The 23,633-nt window shown below is 69.6% G+C and carries 15 protein-coding genes and 2 pseudogenes; 9 read left to right on the top strand and 8 right to left on the bottom strand.

Features of this window, described 5'->3' with window-relative positions; all coding sequences use genetic code 11:
- The 5 genes and pseudogenes from ABZT04_RS35475 to ABZT04_RS35455 all read left to right on the top strand — a co-directional run.
- Positions 1 to 813, top strand: a pseudogene (locus tag ABZT04_RS35475) (glycoside hydrolase family 127 protein); the annotation flags it as partial.
- An 80-nt stretch (positions 814 to 893) separates the two neighbouring features.
- Positions 894 to 2,147, top strand: a complete 1,254-nt coding sequence (locus tag ABZT04_RS35470) for an extracellular solute-binding protein (protein ID WP_356061715.1) — start codon at positions 894 to 896, stop codon at positions 2,145 to 2,147.
- A 175-nt stretch (positions 2,148 to 2,322) separates the two neighbouring features.
- Positions 2,323 to 3,306: a sugar ABC transporter permease gene (locus tag ABZT04_RS35465; RefSeq protein ID WP_356061712.1), complete on the top strand. Its 984-nt coding sequence runs from the start codon at positions 2,323 to 2,325 to the stop codon at positions 3,304 to 3,306.
- Complete coding sequence (locus tag ABZT04_RS35460) at positions 3,303 to 4,136, top strand: carbohydrate ABC transporter permease (protein ID WP_356061709.1); 834 nt, start codon at positions 3,303 to 3,305, stop codon at positions 4,134 to 4,136. The genes ABZT04_RS35465 and ABZT04_RS35460 overlap by 4 nt, the downstream gene beginning before the upstream one ends.
- Positions 4,137 to 4,309: 173 nt before the next feature.
- Positions 4,310 to 6,091, top strand: coding sequence for an RICIN domain-containing protein (locus ABZT04_RS35455; protein WP_356061706.1), 1,782 nt, complete (start codon positions 4,310 to 4,312; stop codon positions 6,089 to 6,091).
- Between the two features lie 91 nt (positions 6,092 to 6,182).
- On the opposite strand, the gene ABZT04_RS35450 is transcribed toward ABZT04_RS35455, so the two are convergent.
- Together ABZT04_RS35450 and ABZT04_RS35445 are read right to left on the bottom strand one after the other, a co-directional pair.
- Positions 6,183 to 8,975, bottom strand: a complete 2,793-nt coding sequence (locus ABZT04_RS35450; RefSeq protein WP_356061704.1) for a LamG-like jellyroll fold domain-containing protein — start codon at positions 8,973 to 8,975, stop codon at positions 6,183 to 6,185.
- Between the two features lie 112 nt (positions 8,976 to 9,087).
- A complete protein-coding gene (locus ABZT04_RS35445) occupies positions 9,088 to 10,584 on the bottom strand; it encodes an arabinofuranosidase catalytic domain-containing protein (protein WP_356061701.1) in 1,497 nt (498 codons plus the stop codon).
- Positions 10,585 to 10,993: 409 nt separating this feature from the next.
- On the opposite strand from ABZT04_RS35445, the gene ABZT04_RS35440 reads away from it, so the two are divergent.
- Entirely contained in the window at positions 10,994 to 12,037 is a 1,044-nt protein-coding gene (locus tag ABZT04_RS35440; RefSeq protein WP_356061698.1) for a substrate-binding domain-containing protein, read from the top strand.
- Here the strand turns inward: ABZT04_RS35440 and ABZT04_RS35435 are convergent.
- Genes ABZT04_RS35435 through ABZT04_RS35425 form a run of 3 tightly spaced genes read right to left on the bottom strand, consistent with a single transcriptional unit; the run spans position 11,973 to position 16,825 of the window.
- Positions 11,973 to 13,001 carry an alpha/beta hydrolase gene (locus ABZT04_RS35435; protein ID WP_356061695.1) on the bottom strand — a complete coding sequence of 343 codons (1,029 nt, stop codon included), beginning with the start codon at positions 12,999 to 13,001 and terminating at the stop codon, positions 11,973 to 11,975. The genes ABZT04_RS35440 and ABZT04_RS35435 overlap by 65 nt on opposite strands.
- 3 nt (positions 13,002 to 13,004) lie before the next feature.
- Positions 13,005 to 15,305 carry a glycoside hydrolase family 78 protein gene (locus tag ABZT04_RS35430; RefSeq protein WP_356061692.1) on the bottom strand — a complete coding sequence of 767 codons (2,301 nt, stop codon included), beginning with the start codon at positions 15,303 to 15,305 and terminating at the stop codon, positions 13,005 to 13,007.
- Between the two features lie 35 nt (positions 15,306 to 15,340).
- Positions 15,341 to 16,825 carry an MFS transporter gene (locus ABZT04_RS35425; RefSeq protein WP_356061689.1) on the bottom strand — a complete coding sequence of 495 codons (1,485 nt, stop codon included), beginning with the start codon at positions 16,823 to 16,825 and terminating at the stop codon, positions 15,341 to 15,343.
- Positions 16,826 to 17,044: 219 nt separating this feature from the next.
- Between ABZT04_RS35425 and ABZT04_RS35420 the strand changes: the two are divergent.
- A pseudogene (locus ABZT04_RS35420) lies at positions 17,045 to 17,422 on the top strand (DUF2332 family protein); the annotation flags it as partial.
- A gap of 41 nt (positions 17,423 to 17,463) precedes the next feature.
- A complete protein-coding gene (locus tag ABZT04_RS35415; protein WP_356061686.1) occupies positions 17,464 to 18,060 on the top strand; it encodes a DUF2332 family protein in 597 nt (198 codons plus the stop codon).
- Positions 18,061 to 18,089: 29 nt separating this feature from the next.
- Here ABZT04_RS35415 and ABZT04_RS35410 read toward each other — a convergent pair whose 3' ends face one another.
- Positions 18,090 to 18,695 carry a TetR/AcrR family transcriptional regulator gene (locus ABZT04_RS35410; RefSeq protein WP_356061683.1) on the bottom strand — a complete coding sequence of 202 codons (606 nt, stop codon included), beginning with the start codon at positions 18,693 to 18,695 and terminating at the stop codon, positions 18,090 to 18,092.
- A 115-nt stretch (positions 18,696 to 18,810) separates the two neighbouring features.
- Between ABZT04_RS35410 and ABZT04_RS35405 the strand changes: the two genes are divergently transcribed.
- The gene (locus ABZT04_RS35405; RefSeq protein ID WP_356061680.1) at positions 18,811 to 19,788 is read left to right on the top strand and encodes an alpha/beta fold hydrolase; all 978 of its coding nucleotides are present in this window, start codon (positions 18,811 to 18,813) and stop codon (positions 19,786 to 19,788) included.
- 174 nt (positions 19,789 to 19,962) lie between these two features.
- On the opposite strand, the gene ABZT04_RS35400 is transcribed toward ABZT04_RS35405, so the two are convergent.
- Positions 19,963 to 20,730, bottom strand: a complete 768-nt coding sequence (locus ABZT04_RS35400) for a hypothetical protein (RefSeq protein WP_356061677.1) — start codon at positions 20,728 to 20,730, stop codon at positions 19,963 to 19,965.
- Positions 20,731 to 20,820: 90 nt separating this feature from the next.
- The gene (locus tag ABZT04_RS35395) at positions 20,821 to 23,622 is read right to left on the bottom strand and encodes a LamG-like jellyroll fold domain-containing protein (RefSeq protein WP_356061674.1); all 2,802 of its coding nucleotides are present in this window, start codon (positions 23,620 to 23,622) and stop codon (positions 20,821 to 20,823) included.
- Positions 23,623 to 23,633 lie beyond the last annotated feature (11 nt).

The following is a 23,633-nucleotide window of genomic DNA, read 5'->3' as shown; positions in this document are numbered from 1 at the left end:
CGCGACGGCCACACCGACACCGGCGGCGACCAGTCGGCCCGCCGCACCCGCTGGTTCCGCTGCGCCTGCTGCCCACCGAACGTCATGCGCCTGCTGGCCTCGCTGGAGCACTACCTCGCCTCCACCGACGCCACCGGCCTGCAGATCCACCAGTACGTCACCGGCCGCTACGCGGGCGTCCTGGACGGCGACCCGGTCGCGGTGACCGCCGAGACCGACTACCCCTGGCACGGCACGATCGGCCTGACCGTGGAGCAGTCGCCCCAGGACCGCCCCTGGACGCTCTCCCTGCGCGTTCCGCAGTGGTGCCACGAGTACCGTCTCCGGTGCGGCGACACGGTCTACGACCAGACCGACGCCCCCGTCAGCGACGGCTGGCTGCGCCTTGAGCGCACCTGGGTCCCCGGCGACCAGGTCGTCCTCGAACTCGTCCTCGCACCCCGCCTGACCGAGGCGGACCCGCGCGTGGACGCCGTACGCGGCTGTGTCGCGATCGAACGCGGACCGCTCGTGTACTGCCTGGAGCAGGTCGACCACCCCGGTGGTGGTCTGGACGACATGGTCATCGACACCACAGTGCCGCCGGCCGTGAAGGACCGCCCCGACCTGCTCGGCGGTGTCGTCACCGTCGTGGCCACCGGACACCGCCGGCACATCCCCGACCGGGGCTGGTGGCCGTACACCCCCGCCGAGCCCGACGCCTCCGCCGATGTGGCGTCGGCGGGGGACCCGGTCGAACTGACCGCCATCCCCTACTACGCGTGGGCCAACCGCCAGGACGGCAGCATGCGCGTCTGGCTGCCCACCTCCTGACGACCCGCTCCTCTCCCGCCGCTCCGCCCCGCCCCTCCTCCTCACCCTCTACGCACCACCCCAAAGACAACGAGGTCACCGTGAGAAACACCCGCCGCACCCTGATAGCCGCCCTCGCCGTCATCGGCACCCTGGCCTCCGCCACCGCCTGCGGCGGCGGCTCCAGCTCCTCGGGCTCCTCCTCCGGCGCGTCCGGGAAGACGTACACCTTCTGGGACCCGTACCCCCAGTTCGACGCCTCCTCGGCCTGGGGCAAGCTCGTCAGCAAGTGCGGCACCGACGCCGGTGTCACGATCAAGCGCACCGGTATGGACACCTCGGACCTGGGCAACAAGGCGCTGCTGGCCGCCCAGCAGGGCAACGCGCCCGACGTGATGCTGGTGGACAACCCGGTCGTCTCCACGCTGGTGGAGGCGGGGATCCTCAACAAGACCAGTGACCTCGGTCTGAACACGTCGTCGATCCAGAAGAACATCATCGGGGCCGGCACCATCGACGGCGCCTCCTACGGTGTTCCCATCGGCGCCAACACCCTCGCCCTCTACTACAACAAGAAGGTCCTGTCCGCGGCCAAGGTCGACCCCGCCTCCATCAAGGACTGGGCCTCGCTCACGGCCGCCCTGAAGAAGGTCAAGTCGGCCGGCAAGAAGGGCATCACCTTCTCGGCGATCAACACGGAGGAGGGCAGCTTCCAGTTCCTGCCCTGGTTCTGGGGCGCGGGCGGTGACCTCACCAAGCTCAACTCGTCGAAGGGTGTGGCCGCGCTGTCGCTGTGGAAGCAGTGGGTGGACGCCGGGTACGCACCGAAGGACGTCCTGCAGAACACCCAGACCACCAGCTGGCAGGAGTTCGCCACCGGCGACTACGCGTTCAGCGAGAACGGCACCTGGCAGCTGGGCAACGCGGAGAAGGCCGGCTTCGGTTACGGCGTGATCAGCATCCCGGGACAGAACGGCGGTTCGGCGCCGGTGCCGACCGGCGGCGAGTTCGCCACCGTCCCGGTACAGAAGGACACCGCGCGCTACGACGTCAGCAAGAAGATCGTCACCTGTCTGACCAGCGACGCGAACCTGCTGCCCACCGACACGACCCTCGCGTATGTCGCTCCCACCGCCGCGGTGCAGGCCGAGCAGGTCAAGCAGAACCCGAAGCTCAAGCCGTGGGTGGCCGCGGTGGCCGCGGCGCGCGGTCGTACCAGCGGCGGTCTGGGCACCAAGTACCCGACCATCTCGCAGCCGATGTGGACCGCTGTGCAGGACGCCCTGTCCGGCGGCAAGAGCCCGCAGTCCGCCCTCGACACGGCGCAGACGGCCGCCGCCAAGGGCAACGGCTGACACCGACAGCCGACGCTCGCGGGGCACGTCGCGCTGTAGCAGCCAAGGGGGATCGGGGAAGCGGCGGTCGGGGCACGACCGTGAGGGCACGTGCCCTGGTCCGCCGCCCCACCCCCGGCCCCGTCGCCTGAGCCGCGCCCGCCCCGGGCACCTCCATCCGCACCCAGGAGTTCGCATGACCCTCGCCCGCGTCGACCGCCGCTCTCGGCGGTCCCCGGCAAGTCCCGGGGCGCCCGGCCTCGACGACCGGAAGGGCATTTCGGCGCTCAGGCGCCGCCAGAGCCGCAGAAACCTGCTGACCGCGCTGGCTTTCGTCGCCCCGCTGATCGCCTACCTCGCCGCGTTCTACGTCTATCCGCTCTACCGCAACCTGGACCTGAGCCTGCGCGACTACACCGTCCGGTCCTTCGTCGCGGGCGACGCGCCGTTCTCCGGCCTGGACAACTTCCGCACGGTGCTTGACAACCCGAGCTTCGGTCCGGCGATGCGCCACACCATGGTCTTCACCCTCGTGTCGATCGTGTTCCAGTACGCGGCCGGACTCGCCCTGGCGGTCTTCTTCAACCGGCACTTCCGCCTCGCACCCACCCTGCGCGCGCTGTTCCTCATCCCGTGGCTGCTGCCGCTGATCGTGTCGGCGTCGACCTGGTCGTGGATGCTCAACAGCGAGTCCGGTGTCGTCAACTACGCCCTCCACCTGGTCGGGGTCACGCCGGTCGACTGGCTCACCTCGCCCAACTGGGCGCTCACCTCGGTGATCATCGCGAACATCTGGATCGGCATCCCGTTCAACCTCGTCATCCTCTACAGCGGCCTGCAGAACATCCCCGGCGAGCTGTACGAGGCGGCCTCGCTGGACGGCGCGAGCGCCTGGCAGCAGTTCCGGCGCATCACCTTCCCGCTGCTGCGCCCGGTGTCCGCGATCACGCTGCTGCTCGGGCTGGTCTACACGCTCAAGGTGTTCGACCTGATCTGGATCATGACCAAGGGCGGTCCCGGCGACGCCTCCTCTACCCTGGCGACCTGGTCCTACCAACTCGGCTTCGGCACCCTGCTGCCCAAGTTCGGCCCCGGGGCCGCGGTCGGCAACATCCTCATCCTCATCGCCCTCGTGTTCGGGCTGCTCTACATCCGCGTCCAGAGGAGGCAGGAAGCATGACCGCCGCCCGCGCCGGCATCTGGCGCTCACGCCGCAACACCACCATCGGTGTCCTGCTCACCGCGCTGATGCTGTTCCCGGTGTACTGGATGCTCAACGTGTCCCTCACCCCGCAGCAGGACATGCGCAAGACCCCGCCCGACCTGCTCCCGCTGCACCCCACCTTCGAGGGCTACCGGGCCGTCCTCGACGACCAGATGCCCTACCTCGGCACCAGCCTGCTCATCGGCCTCGGCACGGTCGCCCTCACCCTCCTCCTCGCCGCCCCGGCCGGCTTCGCCCTGGCCAAGCTGCGGCCCCGCGGCACCGGCCTGCTCGGCCTGCTCCTCCTGGTCGCCCAGATGGTCCCCGGCATCGTCATGGCGATGGGCTTCTACGGCATCTTCCTCGACGTCGGCCTGCTCAACTCCTGGTGGGGGCTGATCATCGCGGACTCCACCATCGCCGTGCCCTTCGGCGTCATGATCTTCACCGCGTTCATGTCGGGGATTCCCAGCGAGCTGATCTCTGCGGCCCGCATCGACGGGGCGGGCACCTTCCGCACCTTCTGGTCGATCGTCCTGCCGGTGAGCCGCAACGCCCTCGTCACGGTCTCGCTCTTCAGCTTCCTGTGGGCCTGGTCCGACTTCGTCTTCGCCAACACCCTCGACGGCGGCGGCGACCTGCGCCCGATCACCCTCGGCATCTACAAGTACATCGGCAACAACAACCAGGAATGGAACGCGATCATGGCCACCGCCGTCGTCGCTTCCATCCCCGCGGCCGTCCTGCTGGTCCTCGCCCAGCGCTACGTGGCCGCGGGCGTGACCGCGGGCGCGGTCAAGGACTGACACCCGATGCCCGCCGACCCCGGGCCACCGAACAGGCGGAGCCGAGCCCCACCCCGCGTCGCCGTGAACCCGTCACACGACACGACCGTCCGGACGCGACCGGCCGGGCCACCGGTCCCGCCCCCCACTGCGCTGCGCTTTCACCTTCTCGCCCCTCCTCAGGAGAGCCGCTGATGTCATACCTGAGCCACCGCTCCATTCCCCTCAGCCGTAGCAGAATGCCCGGCGGTCGTGCCACCGCCGCCGTCCTGGCCACCGCGCTGGCCGGCACCGCCGCGCTCCTCGCGGGCACACCCGCCCAGGCCACTCCCACCTCGTCCACGACCCTCGTCGTCAACGCCAACCAGACCCTGCGCTCCGTCACCCACGTCGCGACCGGCAGCCTCTACGGCCTCGCCGGCGACAGCACTCCCGCCGACAGCCTGGTCACTCCGCTGAGTCCCAACACCTTCGTCCAGATGGCCCCCGGCGGCTCCCAGCTCCCCAACGGCGAGCCCGCCCCGGCCGGCGACTCTCTGGTCGTCGCCGCGAAGGCCGCACGTGCGGGCGCCAAAGTGGTCGTACGCATGCCGGACTGGTATCCGAACTTCCCCTACAAGTGGGTGAGTTGGAGCGACTGGCTGTCCGCCGTGGACAAGCAGGTCGCGTCCGTGAAGTCCTCCGGCGCCACCAACATCGCCGCCTACGAGCTGTGGAACGAGCCCGACTGGACCTGGGACACCACCAACGCGGGCGCCTTCGACGCCGGTTGGGCCCGCACGTACAACGAGGTCCGCGCCAAGGACGCCGGCACGCCGATCCAGGGCCCGAGTTACTCGGCGTGGAACCTGAGCTGGATGACCACCTTCCTCACCGACGCCAAGGCCAGCGGCACCGTCCCCGACGTCATCGCCTGGCATGAACTCTCGGGCAGCCAGAACATCGCCGCCGACGTCGCCGCCTACCGGTCGCTGGAGTCGAGCCTCGGCATCAGCCCGCGCCCGATCTCCATCGAGGAGTACGGCACGCCCTCCGAGATGGGCAACTCCGGCGCCCTCATCGGCTACGCCGCCAAGTTCGAGCGGGCCGGCGTCCACGACGCCGAACTCGCCTTCTGGAACCACTACGGCACCCTCGGCGACACCCTCACCGACACCGGCGGCTCGCCCAACGGCTCGTACTGGACGTACAAGTGGTACGGCGAGATGTCCGGGAACATGCTGGTCACCACGCCTCCCGCACAGACCGGCATAGACGGGATCGCCTCCCTCAACGGCTCGGGCAACCAGATCAGGGTCGTCGCGGGCGGCTGCACCGGCTCCTGCGCGGTCAAGGTCAACGGCCTGTCCTCGCTGTCCGCCTTCGGCAGCACGGTCCACGTCAAGCTGGAGTACAGCCCGGGTACCGGGCGTACGACGGCCTCCTCCGGCCCGGTCACCATCTCCGACGCCGACTACGCGGTCTCGGGCGGCTCCATCACCGTGCCGGTGACGATGAACGCCTCCGACGGCTACCACCTGGTGATCACCCCCAGCGGTACCTCCACCTCGCTGGCCGGGCGCTACCAGATCACCAACAAGAACAGCGGCCTGGCCCTGGACACCAGCGGCGCGGGCACCGCGGCGGGCACCGCGGTCGTCCAGTCCACGTCCACCACCGGCACCGACCAGAACTGGACCCTGGTGTCCGCCGGCTCGGGCCTGTACAAGATCGTCAACCAGAAGAGCGGTCTGCTCCTCGGTATCCAGAACGCCGGTACCAGCGACGGCGGCACCGCGCTGATCTGGAGTGACAACGGCACCGCCGACCACCTCTGGCAGCTCATCCCGGCCGCAGGCGGCTACTACAAGATCGCCAACTACAACAGCGGTCTCCTGCTGGGCGTGAACAACATGAGCACCACCTCCGGTGCCCAGGTCCTCCAGTGGTCCGACAACGGCACCGCCGACCACCTCTGGACCCTCACCACAAGGTAATACCGGCCCTCCCCGGAAATGGCCCCGCGCCCGCCGACTGTGGCAGGCGCGGGGCCGACGCTGGGGCGAGTTGTCCTTGAGCGCCGTCCTCCTAGAGGGAGTAGAGCGCCGAGATCTCCGTCGTGGTCAGCGCGCGCTTGTAGAAGTGCACGTCGTCCACTTGGCCGTTGAGCTGGTCCACGGACTTCTGGTTCCACATGGCGCGGCCGATCTCCGTGAGGCCGGGAGCCGTCCAGGGGGTGGTGAAGGACGCCGTACCGGCGAGGGTGCCGTTCACATAGAGCGACATCGTCTGGGCGGTGGCGTCATAGCTCGCGACCACCTGGTACCAGGTGCCGGCGGTCACCGCGGGGCCGGTGATGGTCGTCGCGGCGGACGAGCCGGAGTCGGCGGCGCGGGTCGTGTACGCGAGTTTGCCGCCCGCGAGTTGCAGATAGAACCCGCTCACGTAGTGACCGTCCGCCGACAGCACCGTCTGTGTCGTGCTCGTCGAGGTGAACTTCACCCAGGCGGCGGCCGTGTAACTGGCGCCGGTGTCAACGGCGTTGGCGTTGACGTCGACCTCGGTGTTCCGGGTGCCGTCGAGGCTGACGGCCGAGGCGCCGACCTTTCCGGCCGCCCAGGTCGCGTTGCCGTACAGGATGCCCTGCCGGTCGCCCGAGACCGAGTCGTTGACGCTGGTGCCGCTCGCCTCGTCGAGCGCGTAGTAGGTGCTGGCGTCGGTGCCGAGGGCGAAGGCCCGGTTCTTGGAGATCGCAGAAGGGATGAACTGCACGTCGTCGACAGCCCCGTTGACGAAGTCGACCGCCGCGCTGTTCCACAGGGCGCGGCCGATGGCGGTGTGCCCGGTCGCCTTCCAGCCGGAGGAGAAGGACGCCGATCCCGCCAACAGCCCGTTCACGTAGAGGCTGATGGTGTGGGCGCTCGCGTCGTAGACGCCGACCATGTGGTACCAGGTCCCGGTGGTGGCCGTCGCGCCGGTCACCGACGTGGCGGTGGCACCGGTCGAGTCACTGGAGCGGGCGGTGAACGCCAGCTTCCCGCCCGCGAGTTGGAGGTAGAAGGGGCTGATCTTCGTGCCGTCGATACTGGCGAAGGTCTGGTTCCCGGTGAGCGAGTTGAGCTTCACCCAGGCGGACACCGAATACGACGCGCTCGTGTCGAGCACCGTGTTCGGTACGTCTACGTAGCTGTTCGACGCCCCGGAGAGCGCGACCGCGTACGGGCTGGTCTTGCCCGTAGTCCAGGAGGCGCCGGCCTGGAGGGTGCCGGTGTTCGCGTGGTTGGTGACGTCGGGCGCCCGGGTGCCGGAACCCTGGTAGAAGGCGTAGCGGGCGCCGTACTGCGCGGTCGGCAGGGTCGTGCCCGAGCCGTTGAAGGCGCCGATGCTCGGGGCCGCCGTGGCGGAGACCGTGTTGCCGAAGAAGTCGCTGCCGCCGTTGCCGGAGACCAGCACGCCGGCGCCGATGGCCGGTGAGCCGGTCAGCAGCTTGTACGCGCTCGCGGTGCCGCTGCCGGTCGAGGCCCCGCCGGGTGCCACCAGCAGCGGATCGGCCGTCACCTTCGCGGTGTCGGTCGGCTCGGAGCTGGGATGGTTGCCGTAGAAGAGGTTGTGGGTCCAGGTGCCGCTCGACGAGTAACCGCCCGTGCCCAGCTTGTAGATGAGGTTGTTCGAGAAGACGATGTTGTTCCCGGACGCGGTGCCCGAGGTGATCGGCGCGTTGTTGTCCGCGCTCTGGTAGACGGTGTTGTTGTAGACCTGCGTGGTGCCGGTGGTGGTGAGGCCGGTCAGCTTCGCGAAGACCGCGGTCTGGATGCCGTCGTTCTGGCTGATGTTGTAGCGCACGATCGACGAGGTCGCGCCGAAGGACGGCCGGCAGCAGAACTCCAGCGCGCCGCCCGCGTTGTCGTGCGTGTAGTTGTACTGCACGATCACGCCGGTGTTGTCGTGGTCGATGTCGAAGCCGGTGCCGTCCTCGGCGATCTTCCCGTAGCGGCCCACCTCGTTGTACTGCCAGACCCCGCCCGTGTTCAGCGCCATCCACATCGCGGCGCCGCCGTAGCGGTAGCCGGTGTCGGTGACGGTGTTGTACTGCACGGTCGGCGCGTCGCAGAACACGCAGACGATGCCGTTGCCGCCCACGTCGTTCAGGGTGTTGTTCTGCACGACGACGTTCGACGTCGAGGTGGAGTGCCCGTATCCGTTGTACGAGCCGATGTAGACCCCGCCGGCGTCGACCTTGTTCATGGTGTTGCCCTGGATGAGGATGCCGTCCCAGCCGTTGTTCGCGTACGAGTCGCTGAGGTTGAAGGAGATCCCCGCGTCCTTGCTCGGCTGGAGCATGGTGCCGTCCCAGTAGCCGAGGACGTCGTGCAGGTTCAGGTTGAGGATGCTGATCCCGCTCAGGATGCCGCTGGTGTCGTTCTCCACCAGGACGCCGGCGCGGGCCGCCGCCGTGGTGGTGGTGTTGGTGACTTCGAGGTTCTGCACGGTCCAGTACTGCTGGTTGACGAGGTAGATCGCCGCGTCGACGCCGCCGCCGTTGATGGCCGGCTTCGCGCCGGAGCCGTAGTCGGAGATCACGATCGGGCTGCCGGACGCGCCCGATCCCAGCGGGTGCAGTTGCCCCGTCCAGGAGCCGCCGTCCTGGAAGAGGATCTGGTTGCCCGCCGCGAAGGTGGTCGCGTTGACGTTGGTGAGGGTCTTCCAGGCGGTGGCGGCGGTGCAGCCGTCGTTGGAGTCGCTGCCGGAGGCGGAGGAGACGTAGTAGGTGGTGCAGCCGGCGGCTTGGGCCGATGGAGCGGCGAGGGTCATGGAGGCGGTGACAAGGCAGAACGCCAGGATCGATATGACCAGGCGGAGTGCCGAGCGGGTTCTTCGCACAGCGGTGTCCCTTCTCTGTCGAGCAGCACTGTTCGCAGGAGGCAGACCGGGGCGGCGGTGTGCCGCCCCGGTCGGAGGGGGGTGGGTCAGAGGAGGCCGTCAGTGAGGTCGGTCAGGGGGCGATGTCCCACTGCTGGCAGGTGTTGTCGAGCTGCTGCCACTGGCGGACGGCGACGCCGTTGGCGGTGCCGCAGTTCTTCACGTCGATGGCCATGCCGTTGCCGACGTTGGTGATGGTGTAGTGGCTGCCGACGTGGGTCACGTCCCACTCCTGGCAGAGGTTGCCCAGCGAGGCCCACAGGTCCAGGGCCGTGCCGTTGCTCTGTGCGCAGTTCACGGAGTCGAGGGTGGTGCCGCTGTTGACGTTGGTGATCGTGTAGTGGCCGTTGCCCGCGCTGGTGAACTTCCACTGCTGGCAGGTGTTGCCGAGCGAGGCCCACTGGTCGATCGCGGTGCCGTTCGCCGTACCGCAGTTCACCGCGTCGAGGACCTTGCCGCTGTTGACGTTGGTCAGCCGGTAGGCGGTGCCGGCGACCGGGAACGTGGCGGCCGGAGTGGTGTAGCCGACCGAGGTGACGTTGGCCTGCACGGCGTTGTCGGTCGCGTCGGTCGGATAGCCGGTCGTCATGACGCCCTCGAAGAAGGAGCCGTCGGAGCCGTTGCTGTTGTCACCGCCGGTGCCGAGGACGATGGCACCCTCCTTCTGCATCGGGGTGTAGCCGCCGAGGTTGGGCAGCGCCCCGTTGTAGAAGGTGGTCAGCGAGCCCGACTGCGCGTTACCGCCCTTGAGGGCGTAGGTCGTCGTGCCGTTGTTCTTCAGCATCGCGGTGACGTACTCGCTGGAGATTCCGGTGTTGCCCGAGTAGGAGCCGTTCGCTCCGAAGAACAGGCCGTTCTCCAGGTCGGCCTCGACCCAGGGACCGGAACCGGTTCCGCTGCACGAGAACCAGCACTCGGTGCCGAAGTTGAGCGCGTCCATGTGGCCGTTGCCGGTGTCGTTGCCGGACGTCTCGGCGTTGCCGTAGTCGAAGCAGCAGCGGTTGTTCACGTGATGGCCGGACGCGACCATGTAGGTGCCCTCGGGGGCGCTGCCGGTGGCGATGCCCGTGGTGCTGTTGTCGCGGTAGCCGACACCGGGGGACACGAAGACGCCGTACGCCGCGTGGCCGCCGACCGTGACCGGGAGGGCGTTGGCGATCGCGCCCACGTCCTGGCCTCCGTTGCCGCCCGGGCCCTCGATGGTCAGATCGTTGTGGTTCGAGGACTGGTCGTAGATCTTGGTGATGACGCAGGTCGTTCCCGAACAGAAGGAGTCCTGCGCGGCCGCGTTCGCATACCCCCCGGCGGCGAGCACGCCGATGTCCAACGTGGTGGAGTCCGAGGCGCGCTTCACCTGGTAGAGGGCGCCGTTGTACGTGGCATAGAGCGCCCGGGTCGTGCTGTGCGCCGCGGCGCAGGGCGTCCCCGCGGTGGCGTAGATGTCGCACGGCAGGGACGAGGCGGCCTGGGCCGTGCCGGCGGCGCCGAAGGCCCCGACCAGGATGCCGGCGAGCAGGGCGAGCACCGCGCCCACCCTCAGCGCGAACCCTTTGAGGTGTCTGCCTGTCACTGTGAACCTCTTCCGACTTGCGTTCATCGCCGGCCCGGCAATGGGAGCCCGGGAGGCGGGAGCGGGGGGAGCAGGAGGATTGTTAGCGCTAACAATTCAGGCACTCGGACACGCACTCGTCCGAGGTGCGAGGGGATGGGGATGGGGAGGGGTGGGGTGAGCGGGAGTGAGGGGGTGCGGCGGTCCGAAATCCGCTCTGGTCCGAGCGTTGTCTCCGACGGTCGGCCGGTCCTGCGACACCGAATTTTTACGCCGGGGTGAACGGCGGGTCAACACTGCCGCATGGTCAAAAGTGTGGAAACAAAGGGCACATGAGACACGGCGCGGAGATCCAGGACGAGGATGCGACCGCCTTGACCTCTCTCCATGTGTGCGCTAACAATCGTCCACGACGGGGAGGGGGCGGACCATGGACGGGGATCGTGCGCCGGTGATGGCGGATGTGGCCCGGATCGCGGGCGTCTCGCATCAGACCGTCTCGCGGGTCCTCAACAACCACCCGAACGTACGGCCCGTGACCCGGGACCGTGTGCTCGCCGCCGTCCGCGAACTCGGCTACCGCCCCAACGCCGCCGCCCGCACCCTGGCCACCCGCCGCACCCGCACCCTGGGCGTGGTCAGCTTCAACACCACGCTGTACGGCCCGGCTTGCATGCTCTACGGCATCGAGCAGGCGGCCCGGCAGCACGAGTACTTCGTCACCGTGGCCGCCGTCGGCGCGCTCGACCGGCGTTCGGTACTGGACGCCGTCGACCGGCTCCGGGACCAGGGAGTCGAAGGGATCGTCGTCATCGCGCCGCAGACGGCTGCGATCGGAGCGCTGGCGAACGTACCGTCGGACATTCCCCTGGTCGCGGTCGGTTGCGGCACCCACGTAACGCTCGCCTCGGTCGCCGTGGACAACGAGGCCGGTGCCGAGCTGGCCACCTCCTACCTCCTCGACCTCGGCCACCACACGGTCCACCACCTGGTCGGACCGCGCTCGTGGCTCGACGCACGGGAACGCGAGGCCGGCTGGCGCGGAACGCTGGAGAAGCGGGGCGCTCCCGTGCCGGCACCGCTGTCCGGCGGGGACTGGACGGCCCGCACCGGATACGAACTCGGTCGACGGATCGCGGCCGACCCCGAGGTCACCGCCGTTTTCTGCGCCAACGACCACATGGCCCTCGGCCTGCTCCGGGCCCTGGAGAAGGCCGGGCGCCGGGTGCCCGAGGACATCAGCGTCGTCGGTTTCGACGACATGCCGGAGACCGAGTACTTCGGCCCGTCCCTGACCACCGTCCACCAGGACTTCGACGAACTCGGCCGACGGGCCCTGCGGGCGCTGATCGAGATCGTCGGCGACCCCGACGCGGGCCTCCCGCCGACCGACGAGACACCTCACATCGTCATCCAGCCGAGTCTGGTGGTGCGGACGTCGGCGACCCGTCCCCGCGGGGCGGGAAGACCGTAGGAGGCGAGGCGTGTGGGCGGCTTCCGGGCGCCTCCCCTCCCAGGCCGGCGCGCAATGCATCGATCTGCTCGGCGAGCATCCTGCGGGTGACCGTGGCGTCGTTTCCCTGGTGCGAGCCGTGGAACGTGCCCGGGTGGAGGTGCAGTTCGGTGAGTACACCGGCCTGGGCGAGGCGCTGGGCGTAGACGATGCCCTCGTCGCGGAGCGGGTCGAACTGGCAGACCGTGATGTACGCGGGCGGCAGTCCGGACAGGTCCTCGGCGCGGGCAGGAGCCGCGTAGCAGGAGACGTCGTCGCCGCCGCGAACACCCTCTCCCAGATAGCGGTCCCAACTCAGCTCCGCGTCGGGCAGGTTCCAGCCGGGGGTGTCGGCGTAGGCCCGCATCGACGGGGTGGCGAGGCGGTCGTCCAACTCGGGTGTGCACAGGAACTGGAAGCGGAGAGGCGGACCGCCCCGGTCCCGGGCCAGGAGAGTGACGGCCGCCGCCAGGCCGCCGCCCGCGCTCTCCCCGAACACCCCCAACCTGTTGGAGTCCAGGCCGAGTTCGGCCGCGTTCTTCGCCACCCACACCAGGGCCGCGTAGCAGTCCTCGACCGCGGCCGGATACCGGTGCTCGGGGGCCAGGCGGTACTCCACGGATACGACCACCACACCCGTCTCGGCGGCCAGGCGCCGGGCGTCCGCGTCCGCCGCCGCGACACTGCCGAGGACGAACCCGCCGCCATGGAGGAAGAGCAGACCGGGCAGGTCGCCCTCCGGCTGGGCAGGGCGGTAGACACGCACCGGAATCTGCGAGTCCGACACGAGGACGTCGTCGTACACATCGAGCGCCACGGCGGACTCGTACGGCGGCAGATGCGCGAGCGCCCGGGCCATGTTCGCCCGGGCCTTCCGGTGGTCCGCGAACGAGAACCGCGAGACGATCTCCAGGCGGCCCGCCAACTCGGGGTCTATGGGGTACACGACTCAGCTGCCTTCCACGGTCAGCGGGCAGCGGAAGGTGTGCCGGCCGGGGCCGGTCTCCACGGGCTCGGTGCCCGGCAGTTCAACCGTGGCCGTCGTCGACTCCGGGACCAGGACCTCCACCCGCAGCTCACCGTCCACGATCCGCCATGACGTCTCCGCCCTGCCGTACGGCGTCTCGTGTGCCGCCTTGGCCCAGGTGAGGCCTGCGCCGGGGCGCGGGCGGATCACGAGGCGGCGGTAGCCGGGTTCGGCGGGGGCCAGCCCGGCGACCGTGCGGTGGAGCCAGTCGGCGACCGCGCCGGGGGCGTAGTGGTTGAAGGACGTCATGGGGCTGGGGTTGACGCTGCCGTCGGGGAGCAGGGCGTCCCAGCGCTCCCAGACGGTGGTGGCGCCCATCTCCACCTGGTACAGCCAGGAGGGGCAGGAGCGTTCGAGCAGCAGCCGGTAGGCGGTGTCGAGGTGCCCGGACTCGGCCAGCGCCTCGCACACGAGCGGGGTGCCGAGGAATCCGGTGCCGATGCGATGGCCGCGCTCCGCGACCAGGGCCGCCAACTCCGCACCGGCCACGGCTCGTTCGGTGCCTTCGTCGAGCAGCCGGAACATGAGGGCGAGGGCGTAGGCGGTCTGGGTCTGTTCGGTCAGACGGCCGCCACCCGCGTGGAAGCGGGCGCGGAAGGCCTCGCGTACCGCGTCGGCCAGTGCGTGGTAGCGGGTGGCGTCGTCCTTCTCCTCCAGTACGTCGGCGGTACGGGCCAGCAGGCGCGCGGAGAGGGCGAAGTAGGCGGTGGCGACCAGTTGGGAGGAGGTGGAAGCCCGTGGGGGCATCGCCGGAGGTGCGGTGGGGTCGAGCCAGTCGCCGAACTGGAAGCCCTCGCCCCAGACATGACCGGGCCCGGCGATCGTGTCGACGGCGTCGACCCAGGCACGCATGGACGGGTACTGGGCGCGCAGCACCTCGGTGTCGCCGTAGCGCTCGTACAGCACCCAGGGGACGATCACGGTCGCGTCGCCCCAGCCCGCCATCGGCCGGTTCTCGCCGGGCGGTGGGGAGTTGGGGATGAGCAGGGGCACCTGGGGGCTCATTACGGGCGGGATGCCACGGGCGTCGGCGGCCTGCTCGGCGGCCAGGTCGCGCAGCCAGGAGCGCAGGAAGTCCCGGACGTCGTAGAGGTAGGCGGCGGTGGGCGCGAACACCTGGACGTCGCCGGTCCAGCCGAGACGCTCGTCGCGTTGCGGGCAGTCGGTGGGCACGTCGAGGAAGTTGCCGCGCATGCCCCACACCACGTTCTCGTGCAGCCGGTTCAGCGCGGGGTCGGAACAGCTGAACCAGCCGGTGCGGCGCAGGTCGCTGTGCAGGACGACGGCGGTGACGTCACCCGGCTTCAACTCGCCGGGCCAGCCGTCGAGTTCGGCGTAGCGGAAGCCGTGGAAGGTGAAGCGCGGCTCCCACTCCTCGCCGGTGGAGTCGCCGCGCAGGGTGTAGCGGTCGGTGGCGGCGGCACGGCCGAGGGAGTGGGTGGAGAGCGTGCCGTTCTCCAGGAGTTCGGCGTGGCGCAGGGTGATCGTGTGCCCGGCCGGGCCACGGGTCCGGATGCTCAGCCGCCCGACCAGGTTCTGCCCGAAGTCGAGGAGCAGGCGCCCGGGTTCGGTCGTATCGACTGAGACCGGTTCGACGTACTCGATACGGCGGACCGGTGGGCTGTCCGCCGGGAACAGGACGGACGTGTCGAAGTCGGGGAGCAGGCGCGCCGGTTGCCAGGTGGAGTCGTCGAAGTCCGGTTCGCTCCAGCCGAGTTGCTCCCGGCGGGCGTCGTACTCCTCGCCCTCGTAGAGGCCGGCCGAGGTCACCGGGCCGTCGCTCGTGCGCCAGTCGGGGCCGGTGACGACGGTGTCGGTGGTGCCGTCGGTGTACTCGATGTGCAGTTCGGCGAGGAGGCCGGTGTGCGGGCCGTAGAGGTCGCGGGTGCCGCCGTTGAAACCGAGCAGGCCCCGGTACCAGCCGTCCGCCAGGTGGGCACCCCAGGCGTTGGCGCCCGGGCGGAGCAGGGGAGTCACGTCGTGGACCTGGTAGCGGTGGCGGTGGTGGTAACTGGTCCAGCCGGGGGTCAGGACGAGGTCGCCGACCGTCGTGCCGTTGAGTTCGAGTTCGTAGACGCCGAGCGCGGTGGCCAGGATACGGGCCGACCGCACCTCTCGCCGTACGGTGAAATCGGTCCGGAGAAGGGCCGCGGGTGGTGCCGGGGTGTGGTGCTCCTGGGGTCGGGGGCTGATGACCTGGGCGGTCCAACTGTGCTGTGGCATGGCGGAGTTCGCGGCCCTTCTCGGACGTAACGGGTTCAGTGCGCGGCGGGGACGGGCAGGGCGGCCGCGTCCCGTTCGGGTTCGCGCAGCGGCGGGATGAACAGGGCGATCCCCAGCGCGACCAGGCCGAGCAGGCCACCCAGTCGCAGCGCCGCGGTGTAGCCGCTGTCGCTGTAGAAGGCGGTGCCCTTCATGACCGTGCTGTGGGCGTCGAGGACCGCGAAGAACAGGGCGCCGAAGAGCGCGCTGAACAGGCCCAGCAGCATGATGAGCGTGCCGCTGGCCTGGCCGTGCTCGTCCGGGGTGACGGCGCCGACGACCATGACGGGGGCCGCGGCGACGACCGTGCCGCCGCCCAGGTTGGCGACGCACATCGTCCACATCAACTGCGTCTCGTCGGCGTGGAACGAGCCCATCAGCAGGAAGCCCAGCGCCATCAGGGCGAGCCCGCAGCGGGCGAGGAGCCGGGCGTCGACGCGGCGCATCAGACGGCTGGAGTAGACCCCGATGAGGAAGACGATCACGGAGGCGGGGGCGGTGATCACCGCGTTGTGGTGGACGCTCCAGCCGAGGCCGTCGGAGACGCCGGGGATGTGCGGGTAGAGGGCCAGCAGGATGCTGATCGTCGGTGCGGAGAAGGCGACCGCCTGGCCCCAGGACGCGGACAGTAGGACGGTCGCGACGCTTCTGCGCCGTAGCACCTTCAGATTCAGGATCGGATACGACGCGGAGCGCTCCACGAGGACGAAGGCGATCAGCGCCAGGGCGCCGCCGGTGATCCAGCTCAGCGTCTCGCCGCTGCCCCAGCCCCACTCGCCGCCCCGGCCCAGTACGTAGACGAGGGCGCTCAGGCCGCCACCGAGGGTGAGGCCGCCGAGCCAGTCGAAGCCGGAGTCGAAGGCGTGTCGCGGGGTCTCCGGGACGAGGAGGACGACCAGGACGAAGGCCACGGCGGAGACCGAGGCCAGGAACCACAGTCCGCCGCGGTACCCCCAGCCGTCGACCAGCCAGGCCGCGAGGAACGGCGAGGCCAGGGCGACCAGGCCGCCGGCGCTGGCCAGCAGGCCGGTGGCCGACTTCACCAGCCGGGCCGGGAAGATGTCGCGGATGGCGGGGTAGGCGAGCGCCGGGAACACGCCGTAGCCGGCGCCGAGGGCCCGGCCCACGAGGACCAGCCAGTAGTGGCCCGCCATCGCGGCGACGGAGTCGCCGACCACGGCCAGGCCGGTGACGGCCACCATGATCCGCTTCCTGCCGTACAGGTCGCCCAGCTTGAAGAGGAACGGCGTGAACAGGGTGTAGACGAGCGTGACGACGAGGGTGAACCACACGACCTGGGTGGTGTGGAAGACCTGGGCCACACTCGCGAGCGAGTTGGAGCCGAGGATCACCACCGCGGTCACCAACTGCGTGGGCCAGGTCAGCGCGAGCAGGACGCCGGCCAGGCGCGGGGTCCAGCGTCCGGAGGTCTCCGGGGTGCCGTTGCCGTCGGGCGATGCGTGGGCAGACGACGGTGTCATGCGACCACGTCCTTTCAGGGAGCGAGCCATTGAGCGAGCGGGCTTCCTGCGGAGCTTCGGGCCGGTGAAACGTATAAAACAAGGGATCGGGCGATGCGCCGGGAGCAGGTATTGCTTTCGTTTCCCGCGCCTTGACAAGGTAATGAAACGATTCAGAATGGGGAGGGTGTGCGGTCGCGCTGCCGGAGGTGGAGCGGTCCGGGATGGTAGAACGCTCGTGTGGTGCGGCCTGAGGGAGCAATCGAAGTCGAGCGGCACCGGCGTCTGTTCCGTTTCTTCGGCGCGACACAAGGGGCCGGCCGTTCGCCGGTGTACGAGACCCTCAGCGAAGGTGTCGCGGGTGACGACAGCCTTCTCGCGCTGCTTCTCGAAACACCGGAGGATCAGCGCCGCCCCAGTCTCCTGTTCGCGGCGGTGAACCTGCTTCTCACATCACGCCGGGACTCGGGGCTGGCCGCCTACTACCCGATCCACGGTGGGCGCAGAGCGGTCGACGACCAACTGGTGCCGACGTTTGCCGCCTTCTGCCGCCGGCATCGCGACGAGCTGGCCCTGCTGCTGTCGCGCCGATCCACCCAGACCAACGAGATCCGCCGCTGCGTCGCCCTGCGCCTCGGTGTCGATCACGTCCACCGCCGTTGGCCGGGTCCCGTTCGCCCTGGTCGAAGTGGGCGCCAGTGCGGGGGATCACCCGGCGACTCGGCATCGACCAACATCCGATCGACCCGGACGACCCCGATGCCCGAGCCTGGCTGGAAGCGTTCATCTGGCCCGAGCAGACCGGCGAACTCGCCACTCTGCGGGGCGCGTTCGGCCTCGCGGCCGTTGCGTCGGGTGTGAGTGTGGTGACCGGCGACGCGACCACGGACACCGCCCGGATTCTCGGCGAACTGCCGGGCCGCGAGCCGGTGGTCGTGTTCACCGCTTCGCTGCTCAGCTACCTCACCGCCCCGGCTCGCACCGCCTTCGTCGCCCAACTCGACGAAGCCGCCCGCCGGCGCCCGGTGGCATGGGTCTTCGCAGAGGCCCCCGGCCTGCTGGCGACCACCGCACTCGACATCGCCGCTCTGCGTGGCCCTCTCGCTCGACGCAACTCCCTGTACCTGGTCGGAGCCGGCCTGCGCGACAACGGTCACCGTCATGACCAGTTGCTCGGCCTCGCCGACCCCTATCTACGCTGGATCTCCCTGGCCCGAAGTCCCGCGGACGACTTCCAGTGGGTCCCGGTCGGCTGAAGCGGGGACCACGTGCAGGTGGTCTCGCATCACTGGGGGCGGAAGATCCGGTTCAGGTGGTGGTTCAGGACTGCGGTCGCGGACTCCGGGCTGCGCTGGCCGACGAGGATGCTGGTGCCGAGTCCCGCGGACATGGCAAGCAGGCCGACGGCCTCCGAGTGTGCGTCAACACCGGGTTCGAGCAGTGCCGCTTCCCGTGCCTGTCCGAGGAGTTCGGCGAGGGCGACTTCGGCGGCGTCAGGGTTCGTGATGAAGGGCTGGGCCGCGAGCGCCGGGTCGTTCACGGCCAGCACCGCGTAGGAGGTGTAGAGGTGGTGGAAGGTTCGGCTCTCGTCGTCCGTCGGTAGCGCGGCCATCAGCAGCGCCTCGACCATCGCGCGTGGACCAGGACTCTCCCCGGTGGCCCGGACCCGGGCCGAGACCCGCTCGCCGAATCTCTTCGCCAGCAGGTCGAGCCCGGACAGCAGCAGCTTCTCCTTGGTCTCGAAGTAGTACTGCACCAGTCGCAGTGACACGCCCGCCTCCGCCGCCACCTCGCGCATCCCGACGGCATGCAGTCCGCGTCGGTCGGCGACCCGGACGAGGGCCTCCGTGATCTCGGTGCGCCGAACTGCGTGGTCCACGCGCTTGGGCATCGGCCGGTTCTCCGCTCGTCGTTTTCACAATGCCCCTGCGGGCCTTTTTGATGATACAGATGTACCAACGTCGTGGTACGTTCGTATCACGAAAGTCGATGCGCCGGAGGTGGCCATGCCCGAGACCGCTGCCCGAACCCAGGCCGACGTCGGCCGTTATGCGACTGATGCCTTGCGGGAGCGCTACTTCACGGCCTGCGACGCGGTCTACGCGCTGGGGGCGCCCGTGCTCGCGGAAGTGGACGTGGAAACCTCCTTCGGCACCACGCACGTCTACCGCTACGGCCCCGCGGACGACGATGCCCGACCCCGTACCCCCGTCGTCCTCGTGCACGGGGCGGGTTCGTGCTCCGCCATGTGGTACCCGAACACCCCCGCCCTCAGCGCGGACCGCGCGGTCTACGCGATCGACACCCTGGGCGATCCCGGCCGCAGTGTGCAGCGCGAACCCATTCATCAGCCCGAACACGCGGCGCAGTGGCTGGACGAGACACTCGCCGGGCTCGGACTCGACCGCGTCCACCTCGTCGGTTCCTCCTACGGTGGCTGGCTTGCCCTGAACCAGGCACACCGCAGGCCCGGTCGCCTCGCCTCGGTCACCTTGCTCGACCCCGGGGGCCTGGAGAAGGTGGGGCTGCGCTTCTTCGTCTGGATCTTCGCAAGCCTCTTCGCGACCTTCGCGCCCAAGGCGCTCCGCCCGCGACTGGCGGCCTGGCTCGAACAGCCGGTCCTCGTCGTGCCGGAACTGCGCACAATGATCAGAACGGCGGTTCGCGCCTACCGCATACGCCGCCCGGCTCCGCTTCCGCTGTCCGAGGAGGAGTTGTCCACCATCAGGACGCCGCTCTATCTGGTGCTCGGTAGGCGAAGCCTCCTCGTCCACCCGCAGCGGCAGGTGGAACGCGTACCGCGCGTGGTCCCCGGCGCCCGAGCCGAGATCATCGCCGGCACGGGCCACGGACCGCAGATCGACCACGCGGAGGAGATCAACCGCAGGATGCTGCGCTTCATGGCTTCCGCCGACGGACGACCGGCAACGCCGACGGGCCAGGGAAGGGCCGAGGGGACGGCCCGGCCGGAACCGAGCCGGTAGCGCTTAGCAGACTGCGCTGCGCGGGTCGAGGGGGGGTGGACTTCGCGCCCGGCAGTCATCGCCGCGCGGGCGGAGGCGGTGCCGGGGGAGAGGGCCAGAGGGACGGCGGCGGCCATCCCGAGGAAGAGCCGGCGGGAGGGTCGGGACTCCTGAGGGGGATGTGGATGGCGTATGTCAGCTCACGGGAACGGCGTCGTAGACGGCACGCGCGAGGTGCGTGCTGGCCTGGCCGGTGAGCTTGGTCGTGAGTGACTGGTAGTGGGTGTGGACGTAGACCTGGCGGGCCTGCGCGTCGAGCCCGTCGGGGACCGCGATGGTGCCGTTCGCGGCCAACTCTGTCTCCAACTGGGCGTCGAGGTCGTGCAGGACGTAGGAGAGGTAGTTGGCCTCGGTGTACCGCGCGGGGCCGTAGACGACCTGGTGGGCGGCCACGGCCTTGTCGCGGCGGGTGTTCTCGGCGGTCCAGTCGGCGAGGAAGGCGTCGTAGCCGGGGTCGGCGAGCAGCCCCTCGCGGTGGGCGAGGCCGAGGACGACGGTGGCGTGGGTGACGTCGGCGAGGGCGAGTTCGCGGGCGTAGGCGGCCGGGGTGGTGCCGCCGTGGGGTGTGGTCCAGAAGCCGGGGCCGTCGCTGACGCCGTAGGCCTGCCGGAAGTGGGCGAAGGTCGCGGCCCGTTCCTGCGTGAGGTAGAGGGCGAACTCCCGTACGGGGACGGCCTGGTCGTTGATCTCGGCGACCACGGCGGTGGGCGGCGGGGTGAGCGGGGCCGGTGTCGCGGCCGCCGTATCCCGGTGTCCACCTGTCAGCAGGACGACGGCCGTGATCGCCACGGCGCCGAGGACACCCGCGACGGTGACCGCCCAGCCGGGAATCGCGCGGCGGGGCGCCGTACGGCGCCGGGAAGCCGTGTTGGGGCGGCGGGTCTGGCGCACCGACGTGGTCATCGTTGACCCCCATACGTGAGTGGTGGAAGGGTGCCCGGCCCGCCGAGCCGCATCTCTCCGGGCCGGGCACCCGCTTGTGGCGTCGCCGGCTCAGCCGGCGGCGAGGGCCGAGATCTCCGAGGCGGTGAGCACCCGGTTGTAGAAGTGGACGTCGTCGATCTGGCCGTTGGTGAAGTCGACCGGCCCCTGGTTGTAGGTGCCGGCCCCGATCAGGGTGGCGCCGCCGACCGTCCAGGGGGTGGTGAAGGACGTCGTGCCCTGGAGGGTGCCGTTGACGTACAGCGAGATCGTCTGGGCGCTGCTGTCGAAGACGCCCAGCACGTGGTACCAGGTGCCGGTCGCCGCCGACGCGCTCGCCGTGACGCTGGTGGCCGTCGAGGCGTTGGCGTCGGAGGCACGGGTGACGAAGACGAACTTGCCGCCGGACAACTGGAGATAGAACGGGCTGACCTTGGAGCCGACCAGACTGGCGAAGGTCTGGTTCCCGGAGACGCTGTTCAGCTTGACCCAGGCGCCGACCGAGTAGCTCTGCCCGGTGTCGATCACCGAGGACGGGACGACACCCATCGTCGCGTTACTGCCGTCCAGGCTCAGGGCGTTGCTGCCCACCTTCCCGCTGCCCGCCCAGCCGGCATTGCCCTCGGTGTAGCCGTTGGCGGTGTTGCCGAGGAGGTTGGTGAAGGACTTCCCGCTGCCCTCGTCGAGTTGGTAGTAGCCGGCCGCGCCGGTGCCCAGCGCGTACGCCTCCCGTGCGGTGAGCGCTCGGGGGACCATGCGGACGTCGTCGATCGCGCCGTTGGCGAAGTCGACGTTGGCGCCGTTCCACTTGGCGCGGCCGATCACCGTGTGCCCGGTCGCCTTCCACGGGGAGGCGAAGGTGGTGCTGCCCTGGAGGGTGCCGTTGACATACAGGGCGATGGTGTGGGCGCTGTTGTCGTACACGCCGGTCAGGTGGTACCAGGCGCCGGTCGTCGGGGAGCCGCCGGTGACCTGCTTGTAGCTCGCGCCGGTGGAGTCGGCGCTGCGGACCGTGAACGCGAAGGTGCCGCCCGACAGTTGGAGGTAGAACGGGCTGATGCTGCTGCCGTCGATGCTCGCGTAGGTCTGGCTGCCGCTGACACTGCTGGGCTTCACCCAGGCGGAGACCGAGTAACTGCCGCTGGTGTCCACGGCGGTGGTGGGCACGTCGACCCAAGAAGTGCTGGTGCCGGTCAGGTTGACGGCGCCCGCGCCGAACTTGCCGGTGATCCAGGAGGCTCCGGCCTGGAGCGTGCCGTTGTTGGAGCCGCCGCTGATGTCGGCGGTCGCGGTGCCGGTGGCCTCGTCGAGCGGCCAGTAGGCACCGGCGGTGGCGGTGGGGTCGGCCACGGAAGTGCCGTTGTAGGCGCCGATGTTGGGGGCCGCGGTGGAGGAGACCGCGTTGCCGAAGTAATCCAGGCCACCGTTGCCGGAGACGACCGCGCCCGCGCCGAACGCCGGGGAACCGCTGCGGAGTTTGTAGGCCGCCGCGGTCGAGCGGCCCGCGCTGCCGCCGCCCGGTTTCACGAACAGCGGGTCGGTGGTGATCTTCGCCGAGTCGGACGGCTCCGTCGACGGGTGGTTGCCGTAGAAGAGGTTGTGGTTCCAGGTGGTCCTGGTCGTGGAGTAACCGCCCGTGCCCAGCTTGTAGATGATGTTGTTGGAGAAGGTGACCGTGCTGTTCGGGGTGCCGTCGGTGACCTTGCCGTTGTTGCCCTCGGGCTGGTAGATCGTGTTGTTGTACACGGCGGCGCTGCTGGAGCTGTCCACACCGGACATCAGCGGGAAGACCGCGTTGGAGGCGCCGTCGTTCTGGCTGATGTTGTAGCGGACGACCGAGGTCTTCGCGCCGAAGCCGCTGTAGCAGCACCACTCGGTGAAGCCGAACGGGTTGTCGTGGCTCCAGTTGTACTGGACGACCGTCCCGGTGGTGTGGTTGTCGATGTCGAAGGCCTGGCCGTCGTAGAGCTGGCGGTACTGGCGGGAGACCTCGTTGTACTGCCACAGGCCGTTGGTCGACCACGCCGTCCACAGACCGGCGCCGGAGAAGCGGTAGCCGTTGTCGGTGGCCACGTTGTTCTGCACGACCGGCGAGGCGCAGAACACGCAGACGATGTCGTTGCCGCCCATGTCGGTGAGGGTGTTGCCGTCGATCACGACGTTGGTGGCGTTGATGTCGTGGTTCAGCCCGAGCAGCGAACCGATGTAGATGCCGCCGGCGTCGTCGTGCGTGAGCGTGTTGCCGGTGATCTGGACGTCGTCCCAGCCGCTGGTGGTGTTGTCGTCGGTGACGTTGAACGCGATGCCCGAGGACTTGCTGGGCTGGACCCCGCCGCTGTTGGTCCAATACCCCTTCACGTCATGGATGTTGTTGTTCAGGAGGTGGATGCCCGCGAGGATCCCGCTGGTGTCGTTCTGCAACTGGATGCCGCTGCGGACCGCCGCGCTGGACGCGGTATTGGTGATCTCCAGGTTCTGGATCGTCCAGTACTGCTGGTTGTGCAGATAGACGGTGGCGTCCGCGCCCCCGCCGTCGAGGATGGGGGCGGCGCCGGAACCGTAGCTGGAGATCACGATCTGGCTGCCGCTCGCTCCCGAGCCCTGCGGCTGGAGTTCGCCGGTCCAGGAGCCGCCGTCCTGGAAGAGGATCTGGTTGCCGGCGGCGAAGGTGGTGGCGTTGACGTTGGTGAGGGTCTTCCAGGCGGTGGCGGCGGTGCAGCCGTTGTTCGAGTCGCTGCCGGAGGCGGAGGAGACGTAGTAGGTGGTGCAGCCGGCGGCCTCGGCTCGCGGGGCCGCGAGGGTCATGGAGGCGGTGACGAGGCAGAACGCCAGGATCGATATGACCAGGCGGAGTGCCGAGCGGGTTCTTCGCACAGCGGTGTCCC

This window comes from Streptomyces sp. NPDC005492 (assembly GCF_040605995.1).
Lineage (GTDB): Bacteria > Actinomycetota > Actinomycetes > Streptomycetales > Streptomycetaceae > Streptomyces.
Note: the sequence above shows the minus strand (reverse complement) of the source record. Positions and strands in the feature narration are given on the sequence as shown.

Excerpts from the sequence above, each read along its gene's own strand:
- ABZT04_RS35455 (WP_356061706.1), top strand. The coding sequence starts at position 4,310 with ATGTCATACCTGAGCCACCGCTCCATTCCCCTCAGCCGTAGCAGAATG.
- ABZT04_RS35405 (WP_356061680.1), top strand. The coding sequence starts at position 18,811 with ATGCCCGAGACCGCTGCCCGAACCCAGGCCGACGTCGGCCGTTATGCG.
- ABZT04_RS35440 (WP_356061698.1), top strand. The coding sequence starts at position 10,994 with ATGGACGGGGATCGTGCGCCGGTGATGGCGGATGTGGCCCGGATCGCG.
- ABZT04_RS35460 (WP_356061709.1), top strand. The coding sequence starts at position 3,303 with ATGACCGCCGCCCGCGCCGGCATCTGGCGCTCACGCCGCAACACCACC.
- ABZT04_RS35400 (WP_356061677.1), bottom strand. The coding sequence starts at position 20,730 with ATGACCACGTCGGTGCGCCAGACCCGCCGCCCCAACACGGCTTCCCGG.
- ABZT04_RS35465 (WP_356061712.1), top strand. The coding sequence starts at position 2,323 with ATGACCCTCGCCCGCGTCGACCGCCGCTCTCGGCGGTCCCCGGCAAGT.
- ABZT04_RS35425 (WP_356061689.1), bottom strand. The coding sequence starts at position 16,825 with ATGACACCGTCGTCTGCCCACGCATCGCCCGACGGCAACGGCACCCCG.
- ABZT04_RS35410 (WP_356061683.1), bottom strand. The coding sequence starts at position 18,695 with ATGCCCAAGCGCGTGGACCACGCAGTTCGGCGCACCGAGATCACGGAG.
- ABZT04_RS35430 (WP_356061692.1), bottom strand. The coding sequence starts at position 15,305 with ATGCCACAGCACAGTTGGACCGCCCAGGTCATCAGCCCCCGACCCCAG.